The sequence below is a fragment of the Erwinia persicina genome (assembly GCF_014838825.1).
In the GTDB taxonomy this organism is placed as follows: Bacteria; Pseudomonadota; Gammaproteobacteria; order Enterobacterales; family Enterobacteriaceae; genus Erwinia; species Erwinia persicina_A.
In genome coordinates, this window is sequence record NZ_JACYMO010000001.1 from 1,119,914 (window position 1) to 1,142,260 (window position 22,347).

18 protein-coding genes and 1 pseudogene are annotated in these 22,347 nt (G+C 56.2%); 9 read left to right on the plus strand and 10 right to left on the minus strand.

The annotated features are described in order from the left end of the window. Positions 1-77: 77 nt before the first annotated feature. The 6 genes and pseudogenes from metG to sanA all read left to right on the plus strand — a co-directional run. Positions 78-2,189: pseudogene (metG, locus tag IFU29_RS05090) on the plus strand (methionine--tRNA ligase); the annotation flags it as partial. A gap of 114 nt (positions 2,190-2,303) precedes the next feature. After that, positions 2,304-2,699, plus strand: coding sequence for a CidA/LrgA family protein (locus tag IFU29_RS05095; protein ID WP_191932929.1), 396 nt, complete (start codon positions 2,304-2,306; stop codon positions 2,697-2,699). After that, on the plus strand, positions 2,692-3,384 hold the full coding sequence (locus tag IFU29_RS05100) for a CidB/LrgB family autolysis modulator (RefSeq protein ID WP_191932930.1): 693 nt from the start codon (positions 2,692-2,694) through the stop codon (positions 3,382-3,384). The genes IFU29_RS05095 and IFU29_RS05100 overlap by 8 nt, the downstream gene beginning before the upstream one ends. A 126-nt stretch (positions 3,385-3,510) precedes the next feature. Continuing rightward, the gene (gene cdd / locus IFU29_RS05105) at positions 3,511-4,401 is read left to right on the plus strand and encodes a cytidine deaminase (protein WP_191932931.1); all 891 of its coding nucleotides are present in this window, start codon (positions 3,511-3,513) and stop codon (positions 4,399-4,401) included. A 127-nt stretch (positions 4,402-4,528) separates the two neighbouring features. Next, positions 4,529-6,226, plus strand: a complete 1,698-nt coding sequence (locus IFU29_RS05110; protein WP_191932932.1) for an NAD-dependent malic enzyme — start codon at positions 4,529-4,531, stop codon at positions 6,224-6,226. Between the two features lie 144 nt (positions 6,227-6,370). Further along, a complete protein-coding gene (gene sanA, locus IFU29_RS05115; RefSeq protein WP_191932933.1) occupies positions 6,371-7,084 on the plus strand; it encodes an outer membrane permeability protein SanA in 714 nt (237 codons plus the stop codon). 121 nt (positions 7,085-7,205) lie between these two features. On the opposite strand, the gene mglC is transcribed toward sanA, so the two are convergent. From mglC to IFU29_RS05150, 7 genes are all read right to left on the minus strand, one after another. Further along, positions 7,206-8,216, minus strand: coding sequence for a galactose/methyl galactoside ABC transporter permease MglC (mglC, locus tag IFU29_RS05120; protein WP_191932934.1), 1,011 nt, complete (start codon positions 8,214-8,216; stop codon positions 7,206-7,208). A gap of 19 nt (positions 8,217-8,235) precedes the next feature. Continuing rightward, a complete protein-coding gene (gene mglA / locus IFU29_RS05125) occupies positions 8,236-9,756 on the minus strand; it encodes a galactose/methyl galactoside ABC transporter ATP-binding protein MglA (protein WP_062742874.1) in 1,521 nt (506 codons plus the stop codon). 92 nt (positions 9,757-9,848) lie between these two features. Continuing rightward, complete coding sequence (gene mglB / locus IFU29_RS05130; RefSeq protein WP_062742875.1) at positions 9,849-10,844, minus strand: galactose/glucose ABC transporter substrate-binding protein MglB; 996 nt, start codon at positions 10,842-10,844, stop codon at positions 9,849-9,851. 319 nt (positions 10,845-11,163) lie between these two features. Continuing rightward, positions 11,164-12,204 carry an HTH-type transcriptional regulator GalS gene (gene galS, locus IFU29_RS05135; protein ID WP_191932935.1) on the minus strand — a complete coding sequence of 347 codons (1,041 nt, stop codon included), beginning with the start codon at positions 12,202-12,204 and terminating at the stop codon, positions 11,164-11,166. 135 nt (positions 12,205-12,339) lie between these two features. Beyond that, positions 12,340-13,518, minus strand: coding sequence for a DUF418 domain-containing protein YeiB (gene yeiB / locus IFU29_RS05140; protein WP_191932936.1), 1,179 nt, complete (start codon positions 13,516-13,518; stop codon positions 12,340-12,342). A 118-nt stretch (positions 13,519-13,636) separates the two neighbouring features. Further along, entirely contained in the window at positions 13,637-14,302 is a 666-nt protein-coding gene (gene folE / locus IFU29_RS05145; protein WP_062742877.1) for a GTP cyclohydrolase I FolE, read from the minus strand. 127 nt (positions 14,303-14,429) lie between these two features. Then, positions 14,430-15,563, minus strand: a complete 1,134-nt coding sequence (locus IFU29_RS05150; protein WP_191932937.1) for a YbfB/YjiJ family MFS transporter — start codon at positions 15,561-15,563, stop codon at positions 14,430-14,432. Between the two features lie 100 nt (positions 15,564-15,663). Here IFU29_RS05150 and ptrR point away from each other — a divergent pair, with 100 nt between their 5' ends. From ptrR to fghA, 3 genes are all read left to right on the plus strand, one after another. Next, positions 15,664-16,542 (plus strand): putrescine utilization regulator PtrR, encoded by an 879-nt coding sequence (gene ptrR, locus IFU29_RS05155; protein WP_191932938.1) that lies wholly within the window; start codon positions 15,664-15,666, stop codon positions 16,540-16,542. Positions 16,543-16,603: 61 nt separating this feature from the next. Then, the gene (locus IFU29_RS05160) at positions 16,604-17,731 is read left to right on the plus strand and encodes an S-(hydroxymethyl)glutathione dehydrogenase/class III alcohol dehydrogenase (RefSeq protein WP_191932939.1); all 1,128 of its coding nucleotides are present in this window, start codon (positions 16,604-16,606) and stop codon (positions 17,729-17,731) included. A gap of 11 nt (positions 17,732-17,742) precedes the next feature. Then, positions 17,743-18,585 (plus strand): S-formylglutathione hydrolase, encoded by an 843-nt coding sequence (gene fghA / locus IFU29_RS05165; protein WP_191932940.1) that lies wholly within the window; start codon positions 17,743-17,745, stop codon positions 18,583-18,585. Positions 18,586-18,663: 78 nt separating this feature from the next. Here the strand turns inward: fghA and IFU29_RS05170 are convergent, their stop codons facing one another. From IFU29_RS05170 to IFU29_RS05180, 3 genes are all read right to left on the minus strand, one after another. Then, the gene (locus tag IFU29_RS05170; RefSeq protein ID WP_191932941.1) at positions 18,664-19,449 is read right to left on the minus strand and encodes an ABC transporter ATP-binding protein; all 786 of its coding nucleotides are present in this window, start codon (positions 19,447-19,449) and stop codon (positions 18,664-18,666) included. Further along, a complete protein-coding gene (locus tag IFU29_RS05175; protein WP_191932942.1) occupies positions 19,449-20,531 on the minus strand; it encodes a FecCD family ABC transporter permease in 1,083 nt (360 codons plus the stop codon). Before IFU29_RS05175 ends, IFU29_RS05170 begins: the two co-directional genes overlap by 1 nt. Before the next feature lie 134 nt (positions 20,532-20,665). Further along, positions 20,666-22,132 (minus strand): amino acid permease, encoded by a 1,467-nt coding sequence (locus tag IFU29_RS05180; protein ID WP_191932943.1) that lies wholly within the window; start codon positions 22,130-22,132, stop codon positions 20,666-20,668. Between the last annotated feature and the right edge of the window lie 215 nt (positions 22,133-22,347).

A 22,347-nucleotide genomic window follows, 5' to 3' on the forward strand; every position in this document is an offset into this window, starting at 1 on the left:
GGAGTTGAACCCCTTGTTTACGCAGGGTCAGGCAATCGGTTACCATCTAAACCCCCTTTTTCAACAGGTATGAGCTAAGTCTTACTATGACTCAAGTCGCGAAAAAAATATTGGTAACGTGCGCACTGCCGTACGCTAATGGCTCCATTCATCTCGGCCACATGCTCGAGCATATCCAGGCAGATATTTGGGTCCGTTACCAGCGAATGCGCGGCAACCAGGTTTACTTCATCTGTGCCGATGACGCACACGGGACGCCGATCATGCTGAAAGCTCAGCAGATGGGCATTGCGCCTGAACAGATGATTGCCGATATGAGTCAGGAACATCAGACCGACTTTGCCGGTTTTGATATCAGCTACGACAACTATCACTCTACGCACAGCGAAGAGAACCGTGAGCTGTCTGCACTGATCTATACCCGACTGAAAGAGAACGGTTTTATTAAAAAACGCACCATCTCCCAGCTCTACGACCCGGAAAAAGGCATGTTCCTGCCCGATCGTTTTGTCAAAGGGACCTGCCCGAAATGTAAGGCACCGGATCAGTACGGTGATAACTGTGAAGTCTGCTCGGCCACCTACAGCCCGACCGAACTGATCGATCCTAAGTCCGTGGTGTCCGGCGCGACCCCCGTGATGCGTGACTCTGAGCACTTCTTCTTCGACCTGCCGGAGTTCAGCGCCATGCTGCAGGCCTGGACCCGCTCCGGGGCGTTGCAGGAGCAGGTAGCGAACAAAATGCAGGAGTGGTTTGAATCCGGCCTGCAGCAGTGGGACATCTCCCGCGATGCGCCGTACTTCGGCTTTGAGATCCCTGACGCTCCGGGCAAATACTTTTACGTCTGGCTGGATGCGCCTATTGGCTACATGGGCTCGTTCAAAAACCTGTGCGACAAGCGTGGCGATATCGACTTTGATGCTTTCTGGCAGAAAGATTCTGATGCCGACCTCTATCACTTTATCGGTAAAGACATCGTCTATTTCCACAGCCTGTTCTGGCCGGCGATGCTGGAAGGCAGCAACTTCCGTAAGCCGACCAACCTGTTTGTGCATGGTTATGTCACCGTGAACGGCGCGAAAATGTCTAAATCGCGCGGCACCTTTATTAAAGCCAGCACCTGGCTGCAACATCTGGATGCCGACAGCCTGCGCTACTACTACGCGGCGAAGCTCTCCTCACGCATTGATGACATCGACCTGAACCTGGAAGATTTCGTGCAGCGCGTGAACGCTGACATCGTCAACAAAGTCGTTAACCTGGCGTCACGCAATGCCGGTTTTATTAACAAGCGTTTTGGCGGGTATCTTTCAGATTTCATGGACAGAGATTCTGCTTCAACTGCTTCCGGGGATATATACCCTTCGATTCAGTTCCCATTCAGTTTCTTGAAATTGTATTCACCCGTAGATGGTGACGATTTGAAAACTGAGATAGAGGATTTGTATGAGAAACGTGAATTTGCAAAAGTGATGAGAATAATCACTGAATTAGCTGATGAAGCTAATAAATTCATTGATCACTATGAGCCGTGGGTTCTAGCTAAGAGTGAAGATGTAAATAAACTCAACGAGCTACAAAATGTATGTTCAATGGGCATAGATATGTTCAAGGTAATCATGACTCTGCTAAAACCAGTGATTCCTCGACTTGCAGAACGGGCTGAAGAGTTTTTAAATATCGAGCTCACTTGGGATAGCATTCACAACCCATTGGTGAACCACAAAATTAATAATTTTAAAGCCCTGTATGGCCGCATTGAGATGGATAAAGTGAACGGCCTGATCGAAGCCTCAAAGGAAGATGCGGCGGCGGCGAAAGCCCCGGCCAGCGGCCCGCTGGCGGACGATCCGATTCAGGACACCATCAGCTTTGACGATTTTGCCAAAGTCGACATGCGCATTGCGCTGATTGAGAACGCGGAATATGTTGAAGGCTCTGACAAGCTGCTGCGTCTCTCACTGGATCTGGGTGGAGAAAAGCGCAATGTCTTCTCCGGCATTCGTGCAGCCTATCCGGACCCGGCGGTGCTGGTGGGTCGCCTGACGGTGATGGTCGCCAACCTGGCTCCGCGTAAAATGCGCTTTGGTGTCTCCGAAGGCATGGTCATGGCTGCCGGTCCTGGTGGAGCAGATATCTTCCTGCTCAGCCCTGACAGCGGCGCACAGCCGGGCCAGCAAGTTAAGTAACTCTCATGCTGTGTAGGGGTTGACCTTCTGTACTGGTCAACCCGTTGTTAAGATGTCAGTCATCTGCACGGGGCGGCCGGTAAAAGGGTCGCCCCCTACTGTTCAGGACACTGAATGCCTACTGCCCTCGTTACGCTATGGCACTACCTCCGCGCTTTTCTCATTATCTATCTGTGCCTGTATGCCGGGCGCGGACTTTCTGCCCTGCTGCCGGTGGCGATCCCCGGCAGTATTCTCGGCATGCTGATGCTGTTTGCTCTCCTGGCCTCGCAGCTGCTGCCGGTTCACTGGGTCAAGCCCGGCTGCCACCTGCTGATCCGCTATATGGCGCTGCTGTTCGTGCCGATTAGCGTTGGCGTGATGAACGATATGGATATTCTCACCGCCCAGTTTGGTCCGATTGTGGTCTCCTGCGTCGTCAGTACGCTGATCGTACTGGTGACCATCGGGCTGATGTCGCAACGTCTTAACGACCGCCACCAGCGGCGCACGGGAGCGCAGGATGAGTGATATCTGGTGGTCGCTGCCGCTGACCGTGCTGGTGTTTCTGGGCGCGCGTAAACTGGCAGCCAGGGTAAAAATGTCGATCGTTAACCCGCTGCTGATTGCCATGGCGGTGATCATTCCGCTTCTGCTGCTGTTACAGATGCCCTACACCCGCTATTTCCAGGGCAGCGCCCTGCTGAACGATCTACTGCAACCGGCGGTGGTGGCGCTGGCGCTGCCGCTGTACGAGCAGATGCATCAGATCCGTTCACGCTGGCGGTCTATTATCAGCGTCTGCTTCGTTGGCAGCATAACGGCGATGGTCTCAGGCACGGCCATTGCGCTGTGGCTGGGAGCCACGCCGCAGATTGCTGCCACCCTGCTGCCCAAGTCCGTGACCACGCCGATAGCCATGGCGGTTTCCGGTTCGCTGGGCGGTATTCCGGCCATCAGCGCCATCTGCGTACTGCTGGCCGGCGTACTGGGGGCGGTGTTCGGTCATATGCTGCTCAACCTGTTACGGGTGCGCAGTAAATCGGCACGTGGCCTGGCCATCGGCAATGCCTCTCATGCCCTGGGCACAGCGCGCGCCGCCGAGATCGACTATCAGGAGGGGGCATTCAGCTCGCTGGCGCTGGTGCTGTGCGGCATCATTACCTCACTGCTGGCCCCGTTCATTTTCCCTTTGCTGATGGCGCTCTGGGGCTAAAACTTGCGATAAGTCTCGCATTTTGCTGATCTATTTCATTTATTACATTGATAGGGAGACGCAGATCACATATAACTGGATGCCGGCCCGCTACCATGGGCTGCATCCAGCGAAAGAGGCCCCACTATGCACCCACGTTATCAGCAGGCATTTGCCACCCTACCTACCCTGTTACAGAGCGCGTTGCAGCCGGTTTTATCCGCAGACGATTTTGCCGGATTTATCACCGCCAGCCAGGCGCAGGCGCTGAAAAAACATTGCAATTACAGCGACAGCGAACTGGCCTTCGCCCTGCTACCGCTGGCGGCCGCCTGTGCGGTAGCGACGCTATCCGACTTTAAAGTGGGCGCGATAGCACGCGGCAAAAGCGGCACGCTGTGGTTTGGTGCCAACATGGAGTTTGCCGGGGCGACCATGCAGCAGACCGTACACGCCGAGCAGAGCGCCGTGACGCACGCCTGGCTCAGGGGGGAAAGCGCGCTGGAAAGTATTACCGTTAACTACACGCCGTGCGGCCACTGCCGTCAGTTCATGAATGAGCTGAACAGCGGCACCGGGCTGACCATTGAACTGCCCGGCCGCGCAGCGGCCACGCTGGGCCACTACCTGCCCGACTCCTTCGGGCCGCGTGACCTGGCGATCACCACCCTGCTGATGGATAAGATTGATCACGGCTTTGTCGCCAGCGGTGATGCCGTGGAACAGGCTGCCGTGGCCGCCGCCAGCCGCAGCCACGCGCCCTACAGTAAGGCATGGAGCGGCGTGGCGCTGCAAACCAGCGACGGGGCCCTTTTTGCTGGTAGCTACGCAGAAAATGCCGCCTTCAACCCCAGCCTGCCGCCGTTGCAGGGTGCGCTGAACCTGCTCAATCTTAGCGGCCGCGCATTAAGCACTATTCAGCGTGGGGTGCTGGCGGAAGCGCCGGATGCCACACTGAGTCAGCAAAGCGCCACCGCCGCCACGCTGGCCGCGCTGGGATGCACGCAATTCAGCACTCTCCCCCTGGTGAAGTCGTAAGAAAACCCGTTGTAATTCGAGAAAGATCTCAGCTTTTGTTATTGCGTGTTAACAAAAGCTGTACTTTCAGATGAATTATTTTAGGATTGGCCCCACACCATCCCGATCCTAATAGAGTATGAATTGCATGGAACTCGAATACGAAAGTAAACGACCGCTATACATCCCTTATGCTGGGCCCATCTTGCTGGAATTCCCCCTTCTGAATAAAGGCAGCGCGTTCTCCATTGAAGAGCGTAACGACTTCAACCTGAATGGTCTGCTGCCGGAAACCGTCGAAAGCATTGAGGAGCAGGCAGAGCGGGCATGGCGTCAGTTCCAGGACTTCAAAAACAATAACGACAAGCACGTTTACCTGCGCAACATCCAGGATACTAACGAAACGCTGTTTTACCGCCTGCTCGACAATCATCTGGAAGAGATGATGCCGATTATCTACACCCCAACCGTGGGTGCCGCCTGTGAGCACTTCTCAGAAATTTATCGTCGCGCGCGCGGCCTGTTTATCTCTTATCCGAACCGCGCCAACATTGAAGATATGCTGCAAAACGCCACCAAACAGAATGTGAAGGTGATTGTGGTCACCGACGGTGAGCGCATTCTCGGTCTGGGAGACCAGGGGATCGGGGGTATGGGTATCCCCATCGGTAAACTGTCTCTTTATACCGCCTGTGGCGGCATCAGCCCGGCGTACACCCTGCCGGTGGTGCTGGACGTCGGCACCAATAACCAGCAGTTGCTGAATGACCCACTGTATATGGGCTGGCGTCATCCACGTATCACTGGCGAAGAGTACGACAGCTTCGTCAATGACTTTATCCACGCCGTGAAGAGCCGCTGGCCTAACGTGCTGCTGCAGTTCGAAGACTTCGCCCAGAAAAATGCGATGCCGCTGCTTGAGCGCTACCGGGATGAGGTCTGCTGCTTTAACGACGATATTCAGGGCACTGCGGCGGTGACGCTGGGTACGCTGATTGCTGCCAGCCGCGCCGCCGGCAGCAAGCTGTGCGAGCAGAAAGTGGTCTTCCTCGGGGCGGGTTCCGCCGGGTGTGGGATTGCCGAGCAGATCATCGCCCAGATGAAATCAGAAGGCCTGAGCGATGAGGAAGCGCGTGCGCGGGTGTTTATGGTTGACCGTTTCGGTCTGCTGACCGACAAGCTGCCCAACCTGCTGAACTTCCAGAGCAAACTGGTGCAGAAAAGCGAAAACCTGGCCGGTTGGGACAGCAGCAGTGATTCCCTGTCGCTGCTGGACGTGGTGCGCAATGTGCAGCCGAACATCATGATCGGCGTTTCGGGTCAGCCGGGGCTGTTCAGCGAAGAGATCGTCCGTGAAATGCACAAGCACTGCGCACGCCCGATCATCATGCCGCTGTCAAACCCGACTTCCCGCGTGGAAGCCACTCCACAGGACATCATGGCGTGGACCGACGGTAATGCGCTGGTCGCCACGGGCAGTCCGTTCTCTCCGGTCAGCTGGAAAGAGAAAATCTATCCGATTGCCCAGTGCAACAACTCCTATATCTTCCCGGGCATTGGTCTTGGGGTCATTGCCTCCGGTGCCACCCGCGTGACGGACAGCATGCTGATGGCCGCCAGCCGCGCGCTGGCGGACTGCTCACCGCTGGCCAATGACGGTACCGGTCCGGTACTGCCTGAAGTGAAAGATATCCAGGGTGTGTCAAAACTGATCGCCATGGCGGTCGGCAAAGCGGCCCAACTGGCCGGCGTCGCGGTCGTGACGTCCGAAGATGTGCTTTCTAAAGCCATCGCGGCCAACTTCTGGCTGCCGCAGTATCGTAATTACCGTCGTACTTCTATCTGACGGCTCACCGCCCGGCTCCTTTCACGGGGAGTCGGGCCGGTTTTGTGTGAAAAAAGCCCATTCAACACACTGTTACTTGCTTCACTCCTCTGGCTCAAGTAGCCTTGAATCCACTTCCCTCTTGCAACCCGAGCACCGTTCAGCATGTTGAAACGCCTGACTTATGGTCTGATTATCATCATTACCCTGGTGGTTCTGACCGCACTTGGGCTTGACCGCTGGATCAGCTGGAAAACGGCCCCCTACGTTTACGACGATCTGAAGGCGTTGCCCCACCGCCAGGTTGGCGTGGTGCTGGGTACGGCCAAGTACTACCGCACCGGTGTGATTAACCAGTATTACCTTTACCGGATGCAGGGCGCGATTAACGCTTACAACAGCGGTAAGGTCAATTATCTGCTGCTGTCTGGCGATAACGCCCAACAGAGCTATAACGAACCGATGACCATGCGCCGCGACCTGATCGCCGCAGGGGTCGACCCGTCGGATATCGTGCTGGATTATGCCGGGTTCCGCACCCTCGACTCGATAGTGCGCACCCGCAAAGTATTTGATACCAACGATTTCATTATTATCACTCAGCGCTTCCACTGCGAGCGCGCGCTGTTTATTGCTCTGCATATGGGCATCCAGGCCCAGTGTTACGCCGTGCCTTCACCCAAAAATATGTGGAGCGTGCGCATGCGTGAGGTGGGTGCGCGGCTGGGTGCGCTGGCCGATCTGTATATTATGAAGCGGGAACCCCGTTTCCTCGGCCCGCTGGTGCCTATTCCGGCCCGGTATGAAGTGCCTGAAGATGCGCAGAGTTACCCGGCAGTCACGCCAGAGCAGCTATTGGATTTACAGCAGAAAAAATAATGAAGCGGTAGGTGGAGAGTTGAAACTGACTTATCAGGGCAATCCTGATAAGTCAGTGATAAGCAATGCCTGCCGGTCAAACGTGGACAACCTTTCAGAGATTGTCCACGCCATCAGAGGATTACTTCTTGCGGGCGTACTTCAGGGAGTCCAGCGCGACGGCGAAGATAATAATGCCGCCCTTGATAATGTACTGCCAGTAAGGGTTCACGCCGATATAGGTCAGACCGTAGTTGATGACGGTGAAGATAATCACCCCGGTCACCACGCCTGCCACCGTACCAACCCCACCCGCGAACGACACACCGCCGACGACACAGGCCGCAATCGCATCCAGCTCATACATAAAGCCAAGGTTATTGGTTGCAGAACCGATGCGCCCGGCTTCCAGCATACCGCCGAAGGCATAAAACACGCCGGACAGGGCATAGACCAGAATCAGGTTCCACGGCACGTTAACGCCAGACACGCGCGCGGCTTCCGGGTTGCCGCCGATGGCAAAAATATTCTTACCGAAGCGGGTTTTATTCCACAGGATCCACACCACAAAGATGGCGATAATCGCGTAGAAAGTAATGTACGACAGTTTGAAATCACCCAGGCGCAGGAAGCCCTGAGCAAAGGTGGAGAACTTCTCATCGAAGCCTGCCACCGGAGAAGCCCCAACGAAGTCGTAGTACAGCGAGTTAACGCCGTAAACGATGATCATGGTACCCAGCGTGGTGATAAATGGCGTCACCTTCAGGTAGGCAATGATCACGCCGTTGATCAGCCCAATCAGCGCACCGATGGCACAGACAATGGCGATCACCACCGCAATTGGCAGGGTTTCCAGATGCGGGAACACCTTGTTGGCATTATCCATCGCCTGCAACAGCGTCGCCGCGACCACCGCAGCCAGACCAACCTGACGGCCAGCTGACAGGTCTGTTCCCTGGGTGACAATCAGACCGGCAACGCCCAGGGCGATAATGACACGCACTGAGGACTGGGTCAGGATGTTACTCAGGTTCATTAAACTTAAGAACGTTGGATCCTGGATAATAATGATGGCCAGTAATACCATCAGCACCACATAAATCCCACCCTCTTTCAGCCAGGTGAGTGCACTTTTCTTATTCACTGCTTTCATAGTAACAGCCCTTACATCATTAAAGGTGCAACGATGCCAAACGCAATATTTCGTTTTGCGTGGTTGTCTTCGTTTCGACAATGCCTGCTACCAGGCCATTACTCATTACCAGGATACGATCGGTAACGCCCAACAACTCTGGCATTTCGGAAGAGATAATAATGATCCCCTTTCCCTTCTTCGCCAGTTCTGAAATCAACTGATAGATTTCAAATTTCGCCCCAACGTCAATACCGCGCGTCGGTTCGTCGAGCATCAATATTTCTGGCTGAGTTAATAACCAGCGACCGATAATCACCTTCTGCTGGTTACCGCCTGATAAGGAGCCAATCGACGTGTGATGTCCCGGTGTTTTAACCCGCATAGAGTCAATCACCCACTGGGTATCACTTTTCATCCGGCTATTATCCAGCAGGCCAATGCTGTTCTTATATTTACTGATATTAGATATCAGCGAGTTGAAACCAATATCCAGGTAGGCATAAATCCCGGTGGAACGACGCTCTTCCGTCACCAGGGCAAAACCGTGGTTAATCGCTTCGTTGGCGCTGTGGTTATTAATCGCCTTGCCGTGCAGCTTAATGGTGCCGCCTGACTTTTCGCGAATACCAAACAAGGTTTCCACAATATCAGTACGCTTGGCACCGACCAGGCCTGCAATCCCGAGAATTTCACCCTTGCGCAGGTCAAAGGAGATATCGCGAATAGACGGCTGGCGCAGGGAGGTGAGGTTACGCACTTCCAGAATGGTCTCGCCCGGCACGTTGCTCTTATCCGGGAAACGTTGATTCAGCGAACGGCCCACCATCATGGCAATGATCTTGTCCATATCCAGCCCTTCCAGGGGCTGAGTGGCAATCCACTGTCCGTCACGCAGAATAGTGATTTCATCACACAGCTGGAAAATCTCTTCCATTTTATGCGAAATATAGATAATCCCGCAGCCGCGATCCTTCAGCTTACGAATAATCGTAAACAGATGGTTGACTTCTTTTTCCGTCAGGGAGGAAGTCGGCTCATCCATAATCACGATTTTAGCGTTATAAGAAAACGCCTTGGCAATTTCAATCATCTGCATTTGCGAAACAGACAGTGAAATCACTTTGTCTCGTGGATCAATATCAATATCCAGCTCGTCGAAGATCGCTTTGGTATCGCGATACATTTTCTCCTGATCGACGAAAAAGCCTTTCTTCGGATAGCGGCCAAGCCACATGTTATCCATTACGGTACGTTGCAGGACCAGGTTTAATTCCTGATGCACCATCGACACGCCATTTTCCAGCGCCTCTTTAGAGCTCTTGTAATTAACTTCCTCACCCTGAAAAAGAATGCTCCCCGTATCTTTACTGTAAATGCCAAAAAGGCACTTTAAAAGTGTTGATTTTCCAGCACCATTCTCCCCCATCAGGGCGTGAATTGAATGTGGACGGACTTTTAAATTAACATTATCGAGCGCTTTAACCCCGGGGAATGACTTACTGACGTCGGTCATCTCCAGTAAAAATTCGCGCTGTGTTTGCACGTTATCGCTGCCCATATCTCTACCCGGCTGAGTGGTGTGGAGTCAGGTCACCCTGACTCAACACCTGAAAAAGGGTGCTGACAGTCAGCACCCGTATCAGGTTGTACTTATTTAGGCAGGTCTGCCAGGTTGTCTTTATCTACCGGTACATAGGCAACACGGACAACTTTACCGTCCAGTTTATAGTCGGTGCCTTCGGTGGCAGGTTTACCCGCCGCCAGGTTAATCGCCATATCCAGCGTGGCTTTTGCCTGGTTTTTCGCATCATTCAGCACGGTGCCGGCCATTGCGCCAGATTTCACCATCGCCAGCGCTTCTGGCAGGGCATCGACACCAAATACCGGTACCGAGGATTTGTTGTGGGCTTTCAGGGCTTCGACAGCGCCCATCGCCATCGCATCGTTGTTGGCGATAACGACTTCAATTTTGTTACCGTTTGGACCTGACAGCCAGGCGTCCATCTTATCTTTAGCCTGTGCAGTGTCCCACATCGCGGTATCCAGATGCAGCTGCTGCGTTTTGATGCCGTCTTTGTTCAGCGTGTCGATCACGTATTTGGTACGGGCTTCCGCATCCGGGTGTCCTGGCTCGCCTTTCAGCAGCACGAACTGAATCTGACCGTCTTTGTTCAGGTCCCAGGCCGCGTTAGCTTTCCAGTGTTTCTCAATCAGCTCGCCCTGCTTCACGCCAGACTCTTTCGAGTCGGTACCGACATAGTAAGCTTTGTCATAGCTGGCCAGGGCTTTTGCCGTTGGCTCTTTGTTGAAAAATACCACCGGGATGTCGTTTGCTTTGGCTTTGCTGATCACCACTGCCGCTGCTGCCGGGTCAACCAGGTTGATCGCCAGGGCTTTCACGCCTTTAGCGACCAGGACGTCCACCTGATCGTTCTGAGTAGACTGGCTGTTCTGCGAGTCATTCATCAGCAGCTGCACGCCCGGGTTATTCTTGGCTTCTTTCTCAATATCCTTGCGCACAACCGACATAAAGTTGTCGTCGTATTTATAAATGGTGACGCCGATACGGGTATCTGCTGCCTGAGCAGTTGCGCCAAACAGCATGGTGGCAACCAGGGCGCTGAGAGTGAAAACCTTCTTATTCATGGTATCTCCGGTTTTTATAGGGTAGTACTCAACGCCACGTACCGGCAGATGACCGGGCACGGGGCGATCAGTGGGGTGACGGCGAGGCGTAAATGTTAATTTTACGATCTGCTTCGCCGACAATGGATCACATTAAACCCGACTTCCCTGTACGGAATGCTTCCTGAATGCTGTGTGTGAAACTGTTTCACAGGGAGGCAACGTCACCATGAAATGGGGCCTGGCTGCCGTTACATAATGTTTCAAACCCTGCAGGACGCTGTCATCATAGAGAAGGCGTTGTTAATTAACTGTGAATTTACTCACAGATTGGAAACGGTTACATCTCAGATTCACCTGAGTTAGTGACGGCCGCCACATTTTGCCGGGTTGCCACGGAATGACGGCGGACCAGCGTTGGCATAAAGCAGTGACGGACACTGCTGTCCAGCTCTCCCGCCGCGCCTTTCAACGCCAGTTCCGTGGCCAGTTTTGCCATAGAAACAATCGGGTAGCGAACGGTACTTAGCTGTGGATCGGTATAACGGGAGATGGGTATATCGTCGAAGCCCACTACCGAAAGCTGCTGTGGCACGGCAATACCGTTATCTTTCAACGCGGCCAGCGCGCCTGCGGCCATGCTGTCGTTATAGGCAAACACCGCCGTCAGATGCAGGTTACGGCCTAACAGCTCGACCATGGCCGCCTCACCGCCCTGCAGATCCGGCTCGCCTGCTGCACACCAGCTCTCCACGGGGGTGACGCCCTGCTCGCTTAACGCCTGTGACCAGCCATCGCGCCGCTGGTCGTTATCTTCGATGGGGTGAACCGAGCCAAGATAGCCGATACGCTGATGCCCGTGCTGCTGCAGCATACGCATCGCCATCAGCGCCCCGCTCACGTTGTCAAGACAGACACAGCGGTGGGCAAAACCGGGGATAATACGGTTGACCAGCACCATGCCAGGTACTTGCTGCATCAGCGAGGCAAGCTCCTGATCGCCCAGCGCTTTTGCATGCACAATCAGGGCATTACAGCGCTGGCGGATCAGCACCTCGATGGCGTGACGCTCTTTTTCCGCCTGATGATAGGAGTTATTGATTAACACATGTTTTTGCAGGCGCTGGGCCACGGTGTCTACCGCTTTCACCAGTGCGCCAAAGAAGGGATCGGACACGTCCATGACCACCACACCGATGGTATCGCTGACCTGAGTGGCCAGCGCCTGAGCATTGGCGTTGGGCCGGTAGCCAAGACGGGCAACCGTTTTCAGCACCGCCTCACGGGTATCGCCGGTCACCGCCGCACTGTTATTCAGCACCCGCGAGACCGTCGCAACAGAAACACCCGCCTCACGGGCGACATCACGTATGGTAATCATGAGCAATCACCACAGAAGCATATTTTTTGCATAGCTCTTCCTGACCCAAACGCATTCTGGCGTCTATTCTGTCAGGCGGGAGCCGTGTGCTGCGTGAATTCCGTCACAGGCTTGAAAACGGTTACATACAATTTTTTAACGTTTGTGATGTATATCATCTTCCGCCGGGGGTTTCTGTTCCGCAGAGAGTCCGGCAGCGGTCAGACGCCGCCATAGCCACTCCACCGGCCCCTGACGGAAAGTCCGTAACCAGTAGTGAGAAAACAGCAGGTTAACGCACCAAATCAGCGGCGCGATCAGCAATAACTGCAGGCGGTTGAAGTGGTTAAACAAAGCAAAGTGGTTAAACAGCGTGGTGCAAATCAGCGTCTGTAACAGATAATTGCTCAGCGCCATACGGCCGACGGCACTGACACTCAGCGTCAGACGCCAGCGCTGCAGCTGTGGCCACCAGCCAAAGCAGAGCGCGGCATAGCCCAGCGACTGCAGGGGTGCGCTGATCTCCCGCGGTACCTGCAGGAAGAATCCGGCCCAGCGAAAGTCCCATTTGACGTACCACTGTAACGCAATTGACGCGGCCTCAATCAGCATCCCGAGGATCACCAGCTGTATTCCGGTTCGACGGTAGTGTTGCAGACTCCAGCTGCCGCGCAGCCAGCCCGAACGCATTAACGCCGCCCCCAGCATCATCAGCCCGGCAAGCTGCCAGCCATACTGTGCCGCCAGTGCCATCAGCGAGGAACCCAGCATATCCAGACGATTGGCCACCGCCTCCCAACCGCCGTGAGTGCGCCAGAACGTTTCATACTGGACGTCGGCCGCTCCCGGCAGCCAGGAGCTGTTAGGCGTGTGTCCGGAGGACATACCCAGTACCACCAGCACCCCGCTGCCAATCAGATAGAGCATCACGCCGGTATTAAACAGCTGCCGCGTGCCGGGCACGTCGCGGATCATGCGCCAGGCAATCAGTCCGGTCAGGCCGTAGGCCAGCAGAATATCCCCCTCCCAGAGCAATAGCGCGTGCAGAAAGCCCAGGATCACCAGCCAGGAGAGGCGTGACTGTATCCAGCGCTTGCCACGCGGCAGCAGCAGTTGCAGCCCGCCGCCAAACAGGATGGCAAACAGCGTCAGGAATTTTGCCTGGGCGAAGAGATCCATGGCCGCCCATACGGCGAAATCAGACAGCGAGGGCAACCCCTGCCAGGCAGGATTAAGGTAGGCCGCTTTCGGCAGGCCAAAGGCGGTAATATTCAGCAGCAGAATGCCGAGAATGGCCAGCCCGCGAATAAAATCCAGAGGAAGAATACGGGACATAAAAGGTTCCCCACAACGACGCTGCGGCAAGAAGGCGGACCGAAAAAGGGTCCGCCCCGACAGGGGATAATGGCTGGCGCAAAGCCGGCCCCGAGGGACCCGCCCGCGTCAGGCCCTGTTAACGATGGCGTACCGAGCGCAGAAACTCCTGGCGCGTATTCTGGCTGGACTTAAACAACCCGCCGAGCGACGTAGTGGTCGTGGCGCTGGTCGCATCACGAATACCCCGGGCTTTCACGCAGTAGTGAACGGCATCGATAGAGACCGCGACGTTATTGGTCCCGAGCAGGGTCTGCAACGCCAGCAGGATCTGCTGAGTGAGGCGCTCCTGAACCTGCGGGCGCGAAGAGAAGAACTGCACGATACGGTTAATTTTCGACAGGCCAATGACTTTATCTTTTGGTATATACGCCACGGTCGCCCGGCCGTCGATAATCACAAAATGGTGTTCGCAGGTACTGGTCAGCGTGATATCCCGCACGGTGACCATCTCGTCCACTTTCATTTTATTTTCAATCAGCGTGATTTTCGGGAAGTTGGCATAATCCAGTCCGGAAAAGACCTCATTCACATACATTTTAGCAATACGCTGCGGCGTTTCCGCCAGGCTGTCGTCTTCCAGATCAAGATTGAGCAGCTGCATAATTTCGGTCATATGACCCGCGATCAGCTGCCTGCGAGTGTCATCGTCCATTTCACGTGCGGGTGCGCGCAGCGGGGTTTCCAGGCCACGGGCAACCAGTGCCTCATGAACCTGTGTGGCTTCCTGACTTAACGTCGCCATGTTTTTCTCTTCTCCGGCTGGTGTGACTGACCAGGTTAATGCAACCCGGTGGAATTTCTGAGGCGCTATTTTGGTACACATTTGGTGTCCGATCCAGTGAATCAGCGTATTTGTCATTGAAACCCTGTCACTCCGCCGCAGGCTCACGCCGCCACACCAGCGCACCCGCAACCACCAGGGCGGCCCCCGCCACATACAGCGCCGGTTCCAGCCGGTGCGTCAGCGCGGTAGAGAGTGCCGACAGCAACGGCCCCACCAGCTGCCCTACCGCATAACCGGTGGTCAGTAATCCGGCCAGATAGCGCGTATGCAATGGGGCCAGTTCGCGCGCATACTGCAGGGAAAGCTGCACCACGCAGAGGAACCCGCCGCCAACCAGTGCCGATCCCAGCGCCAGCCCGCCCAGGCCCGGGATCATATCAGAGGCAAATACCCCGACCGCCTGCACCCACAGCACCAGGGCCAGACGACGGTGGCTGCTGCCGAGGTGGCGGGTCAGGATACCAATGATGATGCCGACCACCGCCGCCCCACCAAACACCGGCCAGACAAACTGGCTAATCAGGCCGGGAAAGCGCGTGGTCGCCATTTGCGCCAGGAACGTCGCGGGAAGGATATAGCCAAAACCGGCCAGGCTGTAGCTCCATACCAACCGCCGGAGGCCGGAGGTCAGACGCAGGGGATCCGGGGCCGTTTCCGGGCGATGCAGCTGACCGGTACGCGGCAGTGTTCGCGCTATCAGCATTACCAGGATCAGGGCCAGCACGCCGTAGGCAAACCAGGCCCAGGCGGCACTGACCTGCTGACTGTGCAGCCACACCGCCAGCATGCCGCTGATGAAAATCCCGGTACCCGGGCCAGCAAACACCGCGGCACTCAATCCGGGCCGCTGGTAGCGGTGCAGCTGCTCATTACTCCACGCCGCAATCAGTACCATCGCCCAGCCGCTGGCCCAGCCCACCAGAAAGCGAACCAGCCCGTGCTGCCACGGGCCGGAGGCCCACGCCGACATCAGCGTCAGTATCACCGCCCCCCAGACGCCCGCCTGCAGACGCCACTCCACCCGCCGCGTCGCCCGCATCGCATCAAAGGAACCGCACAGGTAGCCCAGGTAGTTAAAGGCCGCCACCACGGCAGCGCTGGTCAGCGACAGCTGATGTTCGGCTATCATTAATGGCACCTGTGGCGTAAAGGCAAAGCGCCCTATTCCCATGGCCACCACCAGCGTCAGAAAAGCGCACAAAGCAACACGAACCGCCATTTTTAACTCCTGCCCTATTTTAGTTGCCATCAGCATGCGTGATGGTTAGAATCACGGAAAGTGAATAATACTAACTAAGTTGCTTACGATAAGAGAATAAATGGATCTGACCCAGCTAAAAATGTTCTGCGCCGTTGCCGACAGCGGTTCGCTGGTGCGGGCTGCCGAGCAGCTGCACCGGGTGCCATCAAACCTCACAACGCGCCTGCGTCAGCTTGAAGAAGAGCTGGGTACCGATCTGTTTATCCGCGAGAAGCAGCGTCTGCGGCTGTCACCGATGGGCCACAATTTCCTCTGCTATGCCCAACGCATTCTCACGCTGAGTGAAGAGGCGCTGAATATGGCGCACGGAGGCAAACCCGCAGGCAACTTTGCGCTGGGCTCAATGGAGAGCACCGCTGCAACACGGCTGCCGTCTCTGCTGGCGGAGTTTCACCAGCGCTACCCTGCCGTGAACCTGGCGCTCAGCACCGGCACTTCCGCCGAACTGATTGAAAGAGTGCGTATCGGCACCCTGGCCGCTGCGCTCGCCGATGGTCCGGTTAACGGCGACGAACTGAACAGCTGCGTGGCGTTTCAGGAAGAGATGATACTGATCTCCAGCCTGGAGCATCCGTCGATTGTGACGCCCGGGGATGCCGCAGGCTGTACGCTGTTTGCCTTTCGTCCCGGCTGCTCCTACCGCGTACGTTTTGAAAACTGGTTCCGTGCTGCGAGCATTCAGCCGGGTAACGTAATGGAAATCCAGTCTTACCACGCCATGCTGGCCTGCGTCGCCAGCGGAGGGGGAGTGGCCTTACTGCCGGCGGCGCTACTGGCGCAGATGCCCGGCCATGTTCGTGTGCGTCAGCATCCACTGCCGCCCGAACTGCGCGATACCGAGACCCGACTGGTGTGGCGTCGCGATGCCTTCACACCGAATGTCGAGGCGCTGAAGTACCTGATTATTGAACAATTTGATGAGAAGTCCAGCGATTAACAGCTGTTTTCGTCAAGCCTGGTTACGCTTATTACACTATTCCGAATGACAGGAGCAACACATGCAGATGATTAAAACCCGTGCCGCCGTCGCCTGGGCCGCCGGTGAACCCCTAAAAATTGAAGAACTGGACCTGATGCCTCCGCAGAAGGGAGAAGTGCTGGTCCGTATCGTGGCCACCGGCGTTTGCCACACCGATGCTTATACCCTTTCGGGCAAAGATCCTGAGGGCGTGTTCCCGGCGGTACTGGGCCATGAAGGCGGTGGCGTAGTGGAAGCCGTGGGCGAAGGCGTCACCAGCGTCGCCGTCGGAGACCATGTGATCCCGCTGTACACCCCGGAATGCGGCAAATGTAAATTCTGTCTGTCCGGCAAAACAAACCTGTGTCAGGCCATTCGTTCTACCCAGGGGAAAGGCCTGATGCCGGACGGCACCACCCGCTTCTTCAAAGACGGCCAGCCGATTTTCCACTATATGGGCACATCAACGTTCTCTGAATACACCGTGATCCCGGAAATTTCACTGGCAAAAATCAGCAAAGAAGCGCCGCTGGAAGAAGTCTGCCTGCTCGGCTGCGGTGTCACCACCGGCATGGGGGCAGTGACCAATACGGCGAAAGTAAAAGAAGGCGATACCGTGGCGATCTTCGGCCTGGGCGGTATTGGGCTGTCGGCGATCATTGGGGCAAAACTGGCGAAAGCGGGCCGTATCATCGGGATTGATATCAATACCAGCAAATACGATCTGGCCCGTAAGCTGGGCGCGACCGACCTGATCAACCCGAAAGATTACGATAAGCCGATTCAGGATGTGATCGTGGAGATGACCGACGGCGGCGTGGACTTCTCCTTCGAATGTATTGGTAACGTGAACGTGATGCGTTCAGCGCTGGAATGCTGCCATAAAGGCTGGGGCGAATCCGTGATTATTGGCGTGGCCGGTGCCGGTGAAGAGATTGCCACCCGTCCGTTCCAGCTGGTCACCGGCCGCGTATGGCGGGGTTCCGCCTTCGGTGGCGTAAAAGGCCGCTCACAGCTGCCGGGTATTGTCGATCGCTATATGAACGGTGAGTTCCAGCTTAATGACTTTATTACCCACACCATGCCGCTGGAAGAGATTAACGAGGCGTTCGACCTGATGCACGAAGGGAAGTCGATCCGTTCCGTGGTGCATTTCGCGAAAAAATAAGAGAGGAAAGGATGCCATCAACTCTGGAACTGCTTGAAGAACATCGCCTGTTTGGCGGCTGGCAGCAGCGCTATCGCCACCAGTCTGCCAGCCTGAACTGCGCGATGACCTTCAGTATTTTTTTACCCGGGCCTAAGGGCAGCATGCCCCCTCCGGTGGTGTACTTCCTGGCGGGCCTGACCTGTAGTGACGAAAATTTCAGCGTCAAATCCGGTGCGCAGCGCGTCGCCGCCGAACTGGGCCTGGTGCTGGTAATGCCGGACACCAGCCCGCGCGGCGATGACGTGGCAAACGATGACGGCTATGACCTGGGTCAGGGAGCCGGATTCTACCTCAACGCCACCGAAGCGCCGTGGGCAGACCATTTTCGCATGTATGATTACATCAACAGCGAACTGCCCGCCCTGATCGCCGGTAATTTCAACGTCAGCGATCGTCAGGCGATCATGGGTCACTCCATGGGCGGCCACGGGGCACTGATGATTGCCCTGCGCAACCCGGGAAAATTCAGTTCCGCCTCGGCATTCGCGCCGATCGTTAACCCGCTGGAAGTGGCCTGGGGACAGAAAGCTTTCTGCGCCTATCTGGGAGAGGATGTCAGCACGTGGAAGCAGTATGACAGCTGCTGGCTGATGCGTAACGGCGGCGCGGTGCTGCCGATGCTGGTCGATCAGGGTGACAGCGATCAGTTCCTGGCCGATCAGTTACGTCCGGAACGGCTGGAAACCCTCGCGACAGAGCTGAATTACCCGTTAACCGTGCGTATTCAGCCCGGTTACGACCACAGCTACTTCTTTATCGCCAGCTTTGTGGAAGATCATCTGCGCTTCCACGCGCAGCATCTGCTGGTGTAAAGAAAAGGCCGACCCAAAAAGGTCGGCCCTTACATCAGGCTGTCTGCAAGGCGACCTTCTGTTACGGTCGCCCCTGCATCAGAACGCTGGCGCTTCCACCAGGCCGTCAATCAGTACCTGCGGCACGCCCTGCGAACAGCGCTCAATCCGCCCTTTCACCCCGTATACCCGCGCCAGACTGTCCGGCGTAATCACCTCTTCCGGTAATCCGTCAGCTATCAGCTCACCGTTTTGCAGCATCAGGACATGTTCACTGTGGCGCAGCGCGATGTTGATATCATGCACCACCACCACCGTCACGATATTGCGCAGGCGGGTCTCGCGGCGCACTAAATCCATCACGTGGAACTGGTAATTCAGATCCAGGGCGCTTAACGGTTCATCCAGCAGTAACAGCTCCGGGCGGCGGATCAGCGACTGTGCCAGACCGACCAGTTGCTTCTGCCCGCCGGAGAGCTGATCAAGGTAGCTCAGGGCAAGATGCGCAATACCCAGCTGCTCCAGCAGGGCCATCACTTCAGCTTCGCTGCTGGCATTGCTGCGCCCGCCGCTGGCCCGCTGTGCCACGATAATCGACTCCAGCACGTGCAGGTGTACGCCCGCGGGCAGCGACTGTGGCAGATACACCACGCGCGCCGCGCGGCGAGCGAACGGCAGCGCCATCAGGTCTTCTCCGTTCAGCCACAGCTCGCCGCTGGCACGGTTAAGCCCGGCCATCGAACGCAGCAGCGTTGATTTCCCGCAGCCGTTAGGGCCCAGCAGAACGGTGATTTTTCCCTGTGGCAGCAGCGGTACGTTAAGATTATCGATGACCTGACGTTTTGGATACCCGGCATGAAAGCCGCTTATTTTCAGTCCCTGCATCAGACACTCCCCCGATGGCGCAGAATAATACTCAGGAAGAACGGCACACCCACCAGCGAGGTGACAATGCCGACGGGAATGATCACGCCCGGGATCAGGTTCTTCGACACCACCGACGCCATCGACAGCACCAGCGCCCCGGTCAGTGCGCTGGCCGGCAGGTAGAAGCGGTGATCTTCGCCAAATATCATTCGCGCAATATGCGGTGCAACCAGGCCGATAAAGCCTATCGGGCCGACAAATGCTACCGCCAGCGCAGAGATCACGCTGATGCGCAGCAGGGTCATCAGACGCAGACGCCGCACGTCAATCCCGAAGCTGACCGCACGATCTTCGCCCAGGCGCAGCGCGGTAAGCTTCCACGCGCTTAACATGGAGAACGGCACCAGAATCAGCAGGGCAACGCACAGCACGCCGAGTTTTTCCCACGAGGCGCGCGCCAGGCTGCCCATCGTCCAGAACACCAGGCCCTGCAGGGTGTCTTCACTGGCAATAAACTGCATCATGGAAACCAGCGCATTGAAGGTGAAGACCAGCGCGATACCAAACAGCACCACCCCGGAGGTGGACACCTGCGTCCAGCGCGTGACCGCATCCAGCATCAGGGCGGCAATCAGCGCAAACACAAAGGCGTTGGCTGAAATAAACCACTGATCGGGGATGCCGGGGATACCAATGCCCAGCACGATCGCCAGCGCCGCGCCAAAGGCGGCCGCAGAGGAAACACCCAGCGTAAACGGACTGGCGAGGGGGTTATTGAGGATGGTCTGCATCTCTGCACCGGCCAGCCCCAGCCCCAGGCCGACGATCACCGCCATCAGCGCATAGGGTAGCCGGATGTCCCAGACGATGACCCGCGTGCCGGCATCCACCGATTCCGGCGACAGCAGGGTTTGCCACAGCACCGGCAATGACAGCCCTGACGGGCCGAGGGTGAAGTCCAGCACCAGTGAGGCCAGGATCGCCACCACCAGTACCGCCATGATCAACAGACGATGGCGCAGTAGCTGGTGATAACGGCCCATGACGCCCTCAGGCGGTACCTTGCCCGCGTGCTGCACGGGTTCCTGGGTTAAGCTCATACTCAATACCTGTTCAGTGTCTGTAATGCCGCTTAAAATAAAGCAAATGATAATACTTATCAGTAATATTTTGAGTCTTTTTCGTAACGTAAAAAAAGGCGCGGGATGCGCGCCTCTCTTTACCCTGCCGCCCGTTACTTATCGAACGTCGGGAACTCCATCTCGCTGTACTTCACAAAGCGCGTTTTGCGCGTCAGTTTAAAGCCAAACCAGATAATCAGGAACAGCGGAATGCCAATGTAGGTCGCCGCCACACCACCCCAGTCAATGGTATCCGACAGGAATGCCTGATAGTTCTGGCCCAGAGTGATGATCAGGCAGAGCACGAAGGCAAAAATTGGCCCCAGCGGGAAGAAACCTGAACGGTACGGCAGATCTGCCAGGTCGCGTCCCTGTGCCATATAGCCTTTACGGAAGCGATAATGGCTGATGGCAATGCCCAGCCAGGCGATAAAGCCGGTCATCCCGGAGGTATTCAGTAGCCACAAATAAACCGTCTGATTGCCGAACATCGAGGTCAGGAAGCACAGCCCGGCCACCACCGTGGTGGCATACAACGCGTTACGCGGCACTCCGCCCTTCGACAGTCTGGCAAAGATGCGCGGCGCTTTACCTTCCGATGCCAGGGTATAAAGCATACGGGTTGAGGCATACATACCGGAGTTCCCCGCTGACAGCACTGCCGTCAGGATCACGGCATTCATCACTGCCGCCGCCGACAGCAGACCGGCATGCTGGAATACCAGCGTGAACGGGCTGACGCTGATGTCTTTGACATCGTTGCGCAGCAGGCTGGGGTCGGTATACGGGATGATCAGGCTGATCACCAGGATGGCAAACACATAGAACAGCAGGATACGCCAGAATACCTGACGCACCGCACGCGGAATATTTTTCGCCGGATCTTCGGATTCACCGGCTGCAATGCCAATCAGCTCGGTGCCCTGGAACGAGAAGCCGACGATCATCGCCACGCCAATCATTGCTGCAAAGCCTCCGGAGAACGGCGCATCGCCGATTTCCCAGTTATGCCAGCCCGCACTTTCTGCACCGCGCATAATGCCAGCGATCATCGCGACGCCGACGATAATAAAGATGATCACGGTCGCGACTTTGATCAGGGAGAACCAGTATTCTGCCTCACCAAAGCCTTTTACCGAGATGTAGTTGAGCAGGAAGATCAGGCAGAGGAACAGCGCGCTCCAGATCCAGCCTGGAGTATCCGGGAACCACCAGGTCATCACCAACTGGGACGCCACCAGGTCAACGGCGATAGTGACCGCCCAGTTGTACCAGTAGTTCCAGCCCAGGGCGAAACCAAAGCCTTCTTCGACGTATTTTGCGCCGTAGGTAGAAAAGGAGCCTGAAACAGGCATAAAAGCCGCCAGTTCACCGAGGCTGGTCATCAGGAAGTACACCATCAGGCCGATCAGCATATAGGAGAGCAGTGCTCCGCCGGGCCCGGCCTGTGAAATGGTGGCACCAGAAGCGACAAATAAGCCGGTACCAATCGATCCGCCTATGGCGATCATCGTTAAGTGACGCGCTTTCAGAGCCCGTCTTAACCCAGGGGGTTGTGTTGTTTTTGTGTCATGATCCATGTTTAAACGCTGCGCCTTGCAAAAAATAAGGCGCGATTATAGCAACCTGCCCGGGGTCGTATAGCGATAACACCACGTTATAAGTTAGCTTCATAATCGGCGGCGAATTATTAGCGCGGCGTGGTGAGGCCGGGGGACGGGGGACGGGGACGGGGACGGGGACGGGGACGGGGAGCGAAAAAAAGATCGCCCCCTGCCTGAGACAGATTGACGGT

What these genes read in the sequence shown, in the direction of transcription:
- sanA (WP_191932933.1), top strand. Translation starts at nt 6,371, where the DNA reads ATGTTGAAACGCCTGACTTATGGTCTGATTATCATCATTACCCTGGTG.
- IFU29_RS05160 (WP_191932939.1), top strand. Translation starts at nt 16,604, where the DNA reads ATGCAGATGATTAAAACCCGTGCCGCCGTCGCCTGGGCCGCCGGTGAA.
- IFU29_RS05170 (WP_191932941.1), bottom strand. Translation starts at nt 19,449, where the DNA reads ATGCAGGGACTGAAAATAAGCGGCTTTCATGCCGGGTATCCAAAACGT.
- IFU29_RS05100 (WP_191932930.1), top strand. Translation starts at nt 2,692, where the DNA reads ATGAGTGATATCTGGTGGTCGCTGCCGCTGACCGTGCTGGTGTTTCTG.
- folE (WP_062742877.1), bottom strand. Translation starts at nt 14,302, where the DNA reads ATGGCGACGTTAAGTCAGGAAGCCACACAGGTTCATGAGGCACTGGTT.
- galS (WP_191932935.1), bottom strand. Translation starts at nt 12,204, where the DNA reads ATGATTACCATACGTGATGTCGCCCGTGAGGCGGGTGTTTCTGTTGCG.
- cdd (WP_191932931.1), top strand. Translation starts at nt 3,511, where the DNA reads ATGCACCCACGTTATCAGCAGGCATTTGCCACCCTACCTACCCTGTTA.
- fghA (WP_191932940.1), top strand. Translation starts at nt 17,743, where the DNA reads ATGCCATCAACTCTGGAACTGCTTGAAGAACATCGCCTGTTTGGCGGC.
- mglB (WP_062742875.1), bottom strand. Translation starts at nt 10,844, where the DNA reads ATGAATAAGAAGGTTTTCACTCTCAGCGCCCTGGTTGCCACCATGCTG.
- ptrR (WP_191932938.1), top strand. Translation starts at nt 15,664, where the DNA reads ATGGATCTGACCCAGCTAAAAATGTTCTGCGCCGTTGCCGACAGCGGT.
- IFU29_RS05095 (WP_191932929.1), top strand. Translation starts at nt 2,304, where the DNA reads ATGCCTACTGCCCTCGTTACGCTATGGCACTACCTCCGCGCTTTTCTC.
- IFU29_RS05180 (WP_191932943.1), bottom strand. Translation starts at nt 22,132, where the DNA reads ATGGATCATGACACAAAAACAACACAACCCCCTGGGTTAAGACGGGCT.
- mglC (WP_191932934.1), bottom strand. Translation starts at nt 8,216, where the DNA reads ATGAAAGCAGTGAATAAGAAAAGTGCACTCACCTGGCTGAAAGAGGGT.
- mglA (WP_062742874.1), bottom strand. Translation starts at nt 9,756, where the DNA reads ATGGGCAGCGATAACGTGCAAACACAGCGCGAATTTTTACTGGAGATG.
- IFU29_RS05150 (WP_191932937.1), bottom strand. Translation starts at nt 15,563, where the DNA reads ATGGCGGTTCGTGTTGCTTTGTGCGCTTTTCTGACGCTGGTGGTGGCC.
- yeiB (WP_191932936.1), bottom strand. Translation starts at nt 13,518, where the DNA reads ATGTCCCGTATTCTTCCTCTGGATTTTATTCGCGGGCTGGCCATTCTC.
- IFU29_RS05110 (WP_191932932.1), top strand. Translation starts at nt 4,529, where the DNA reads ATGGAACTCGAATACGAAAGTAAACGACCGCTATACATCCCTTATGCT.
- IFU29_RS05175 (WP_191932942.1), bottom strand. Translation starts at nt 20,531, where the DNA reads ATGAGCTTAACCCAGGAACCCGTGCAGCACGCGGGCAAGGTACCGCCT.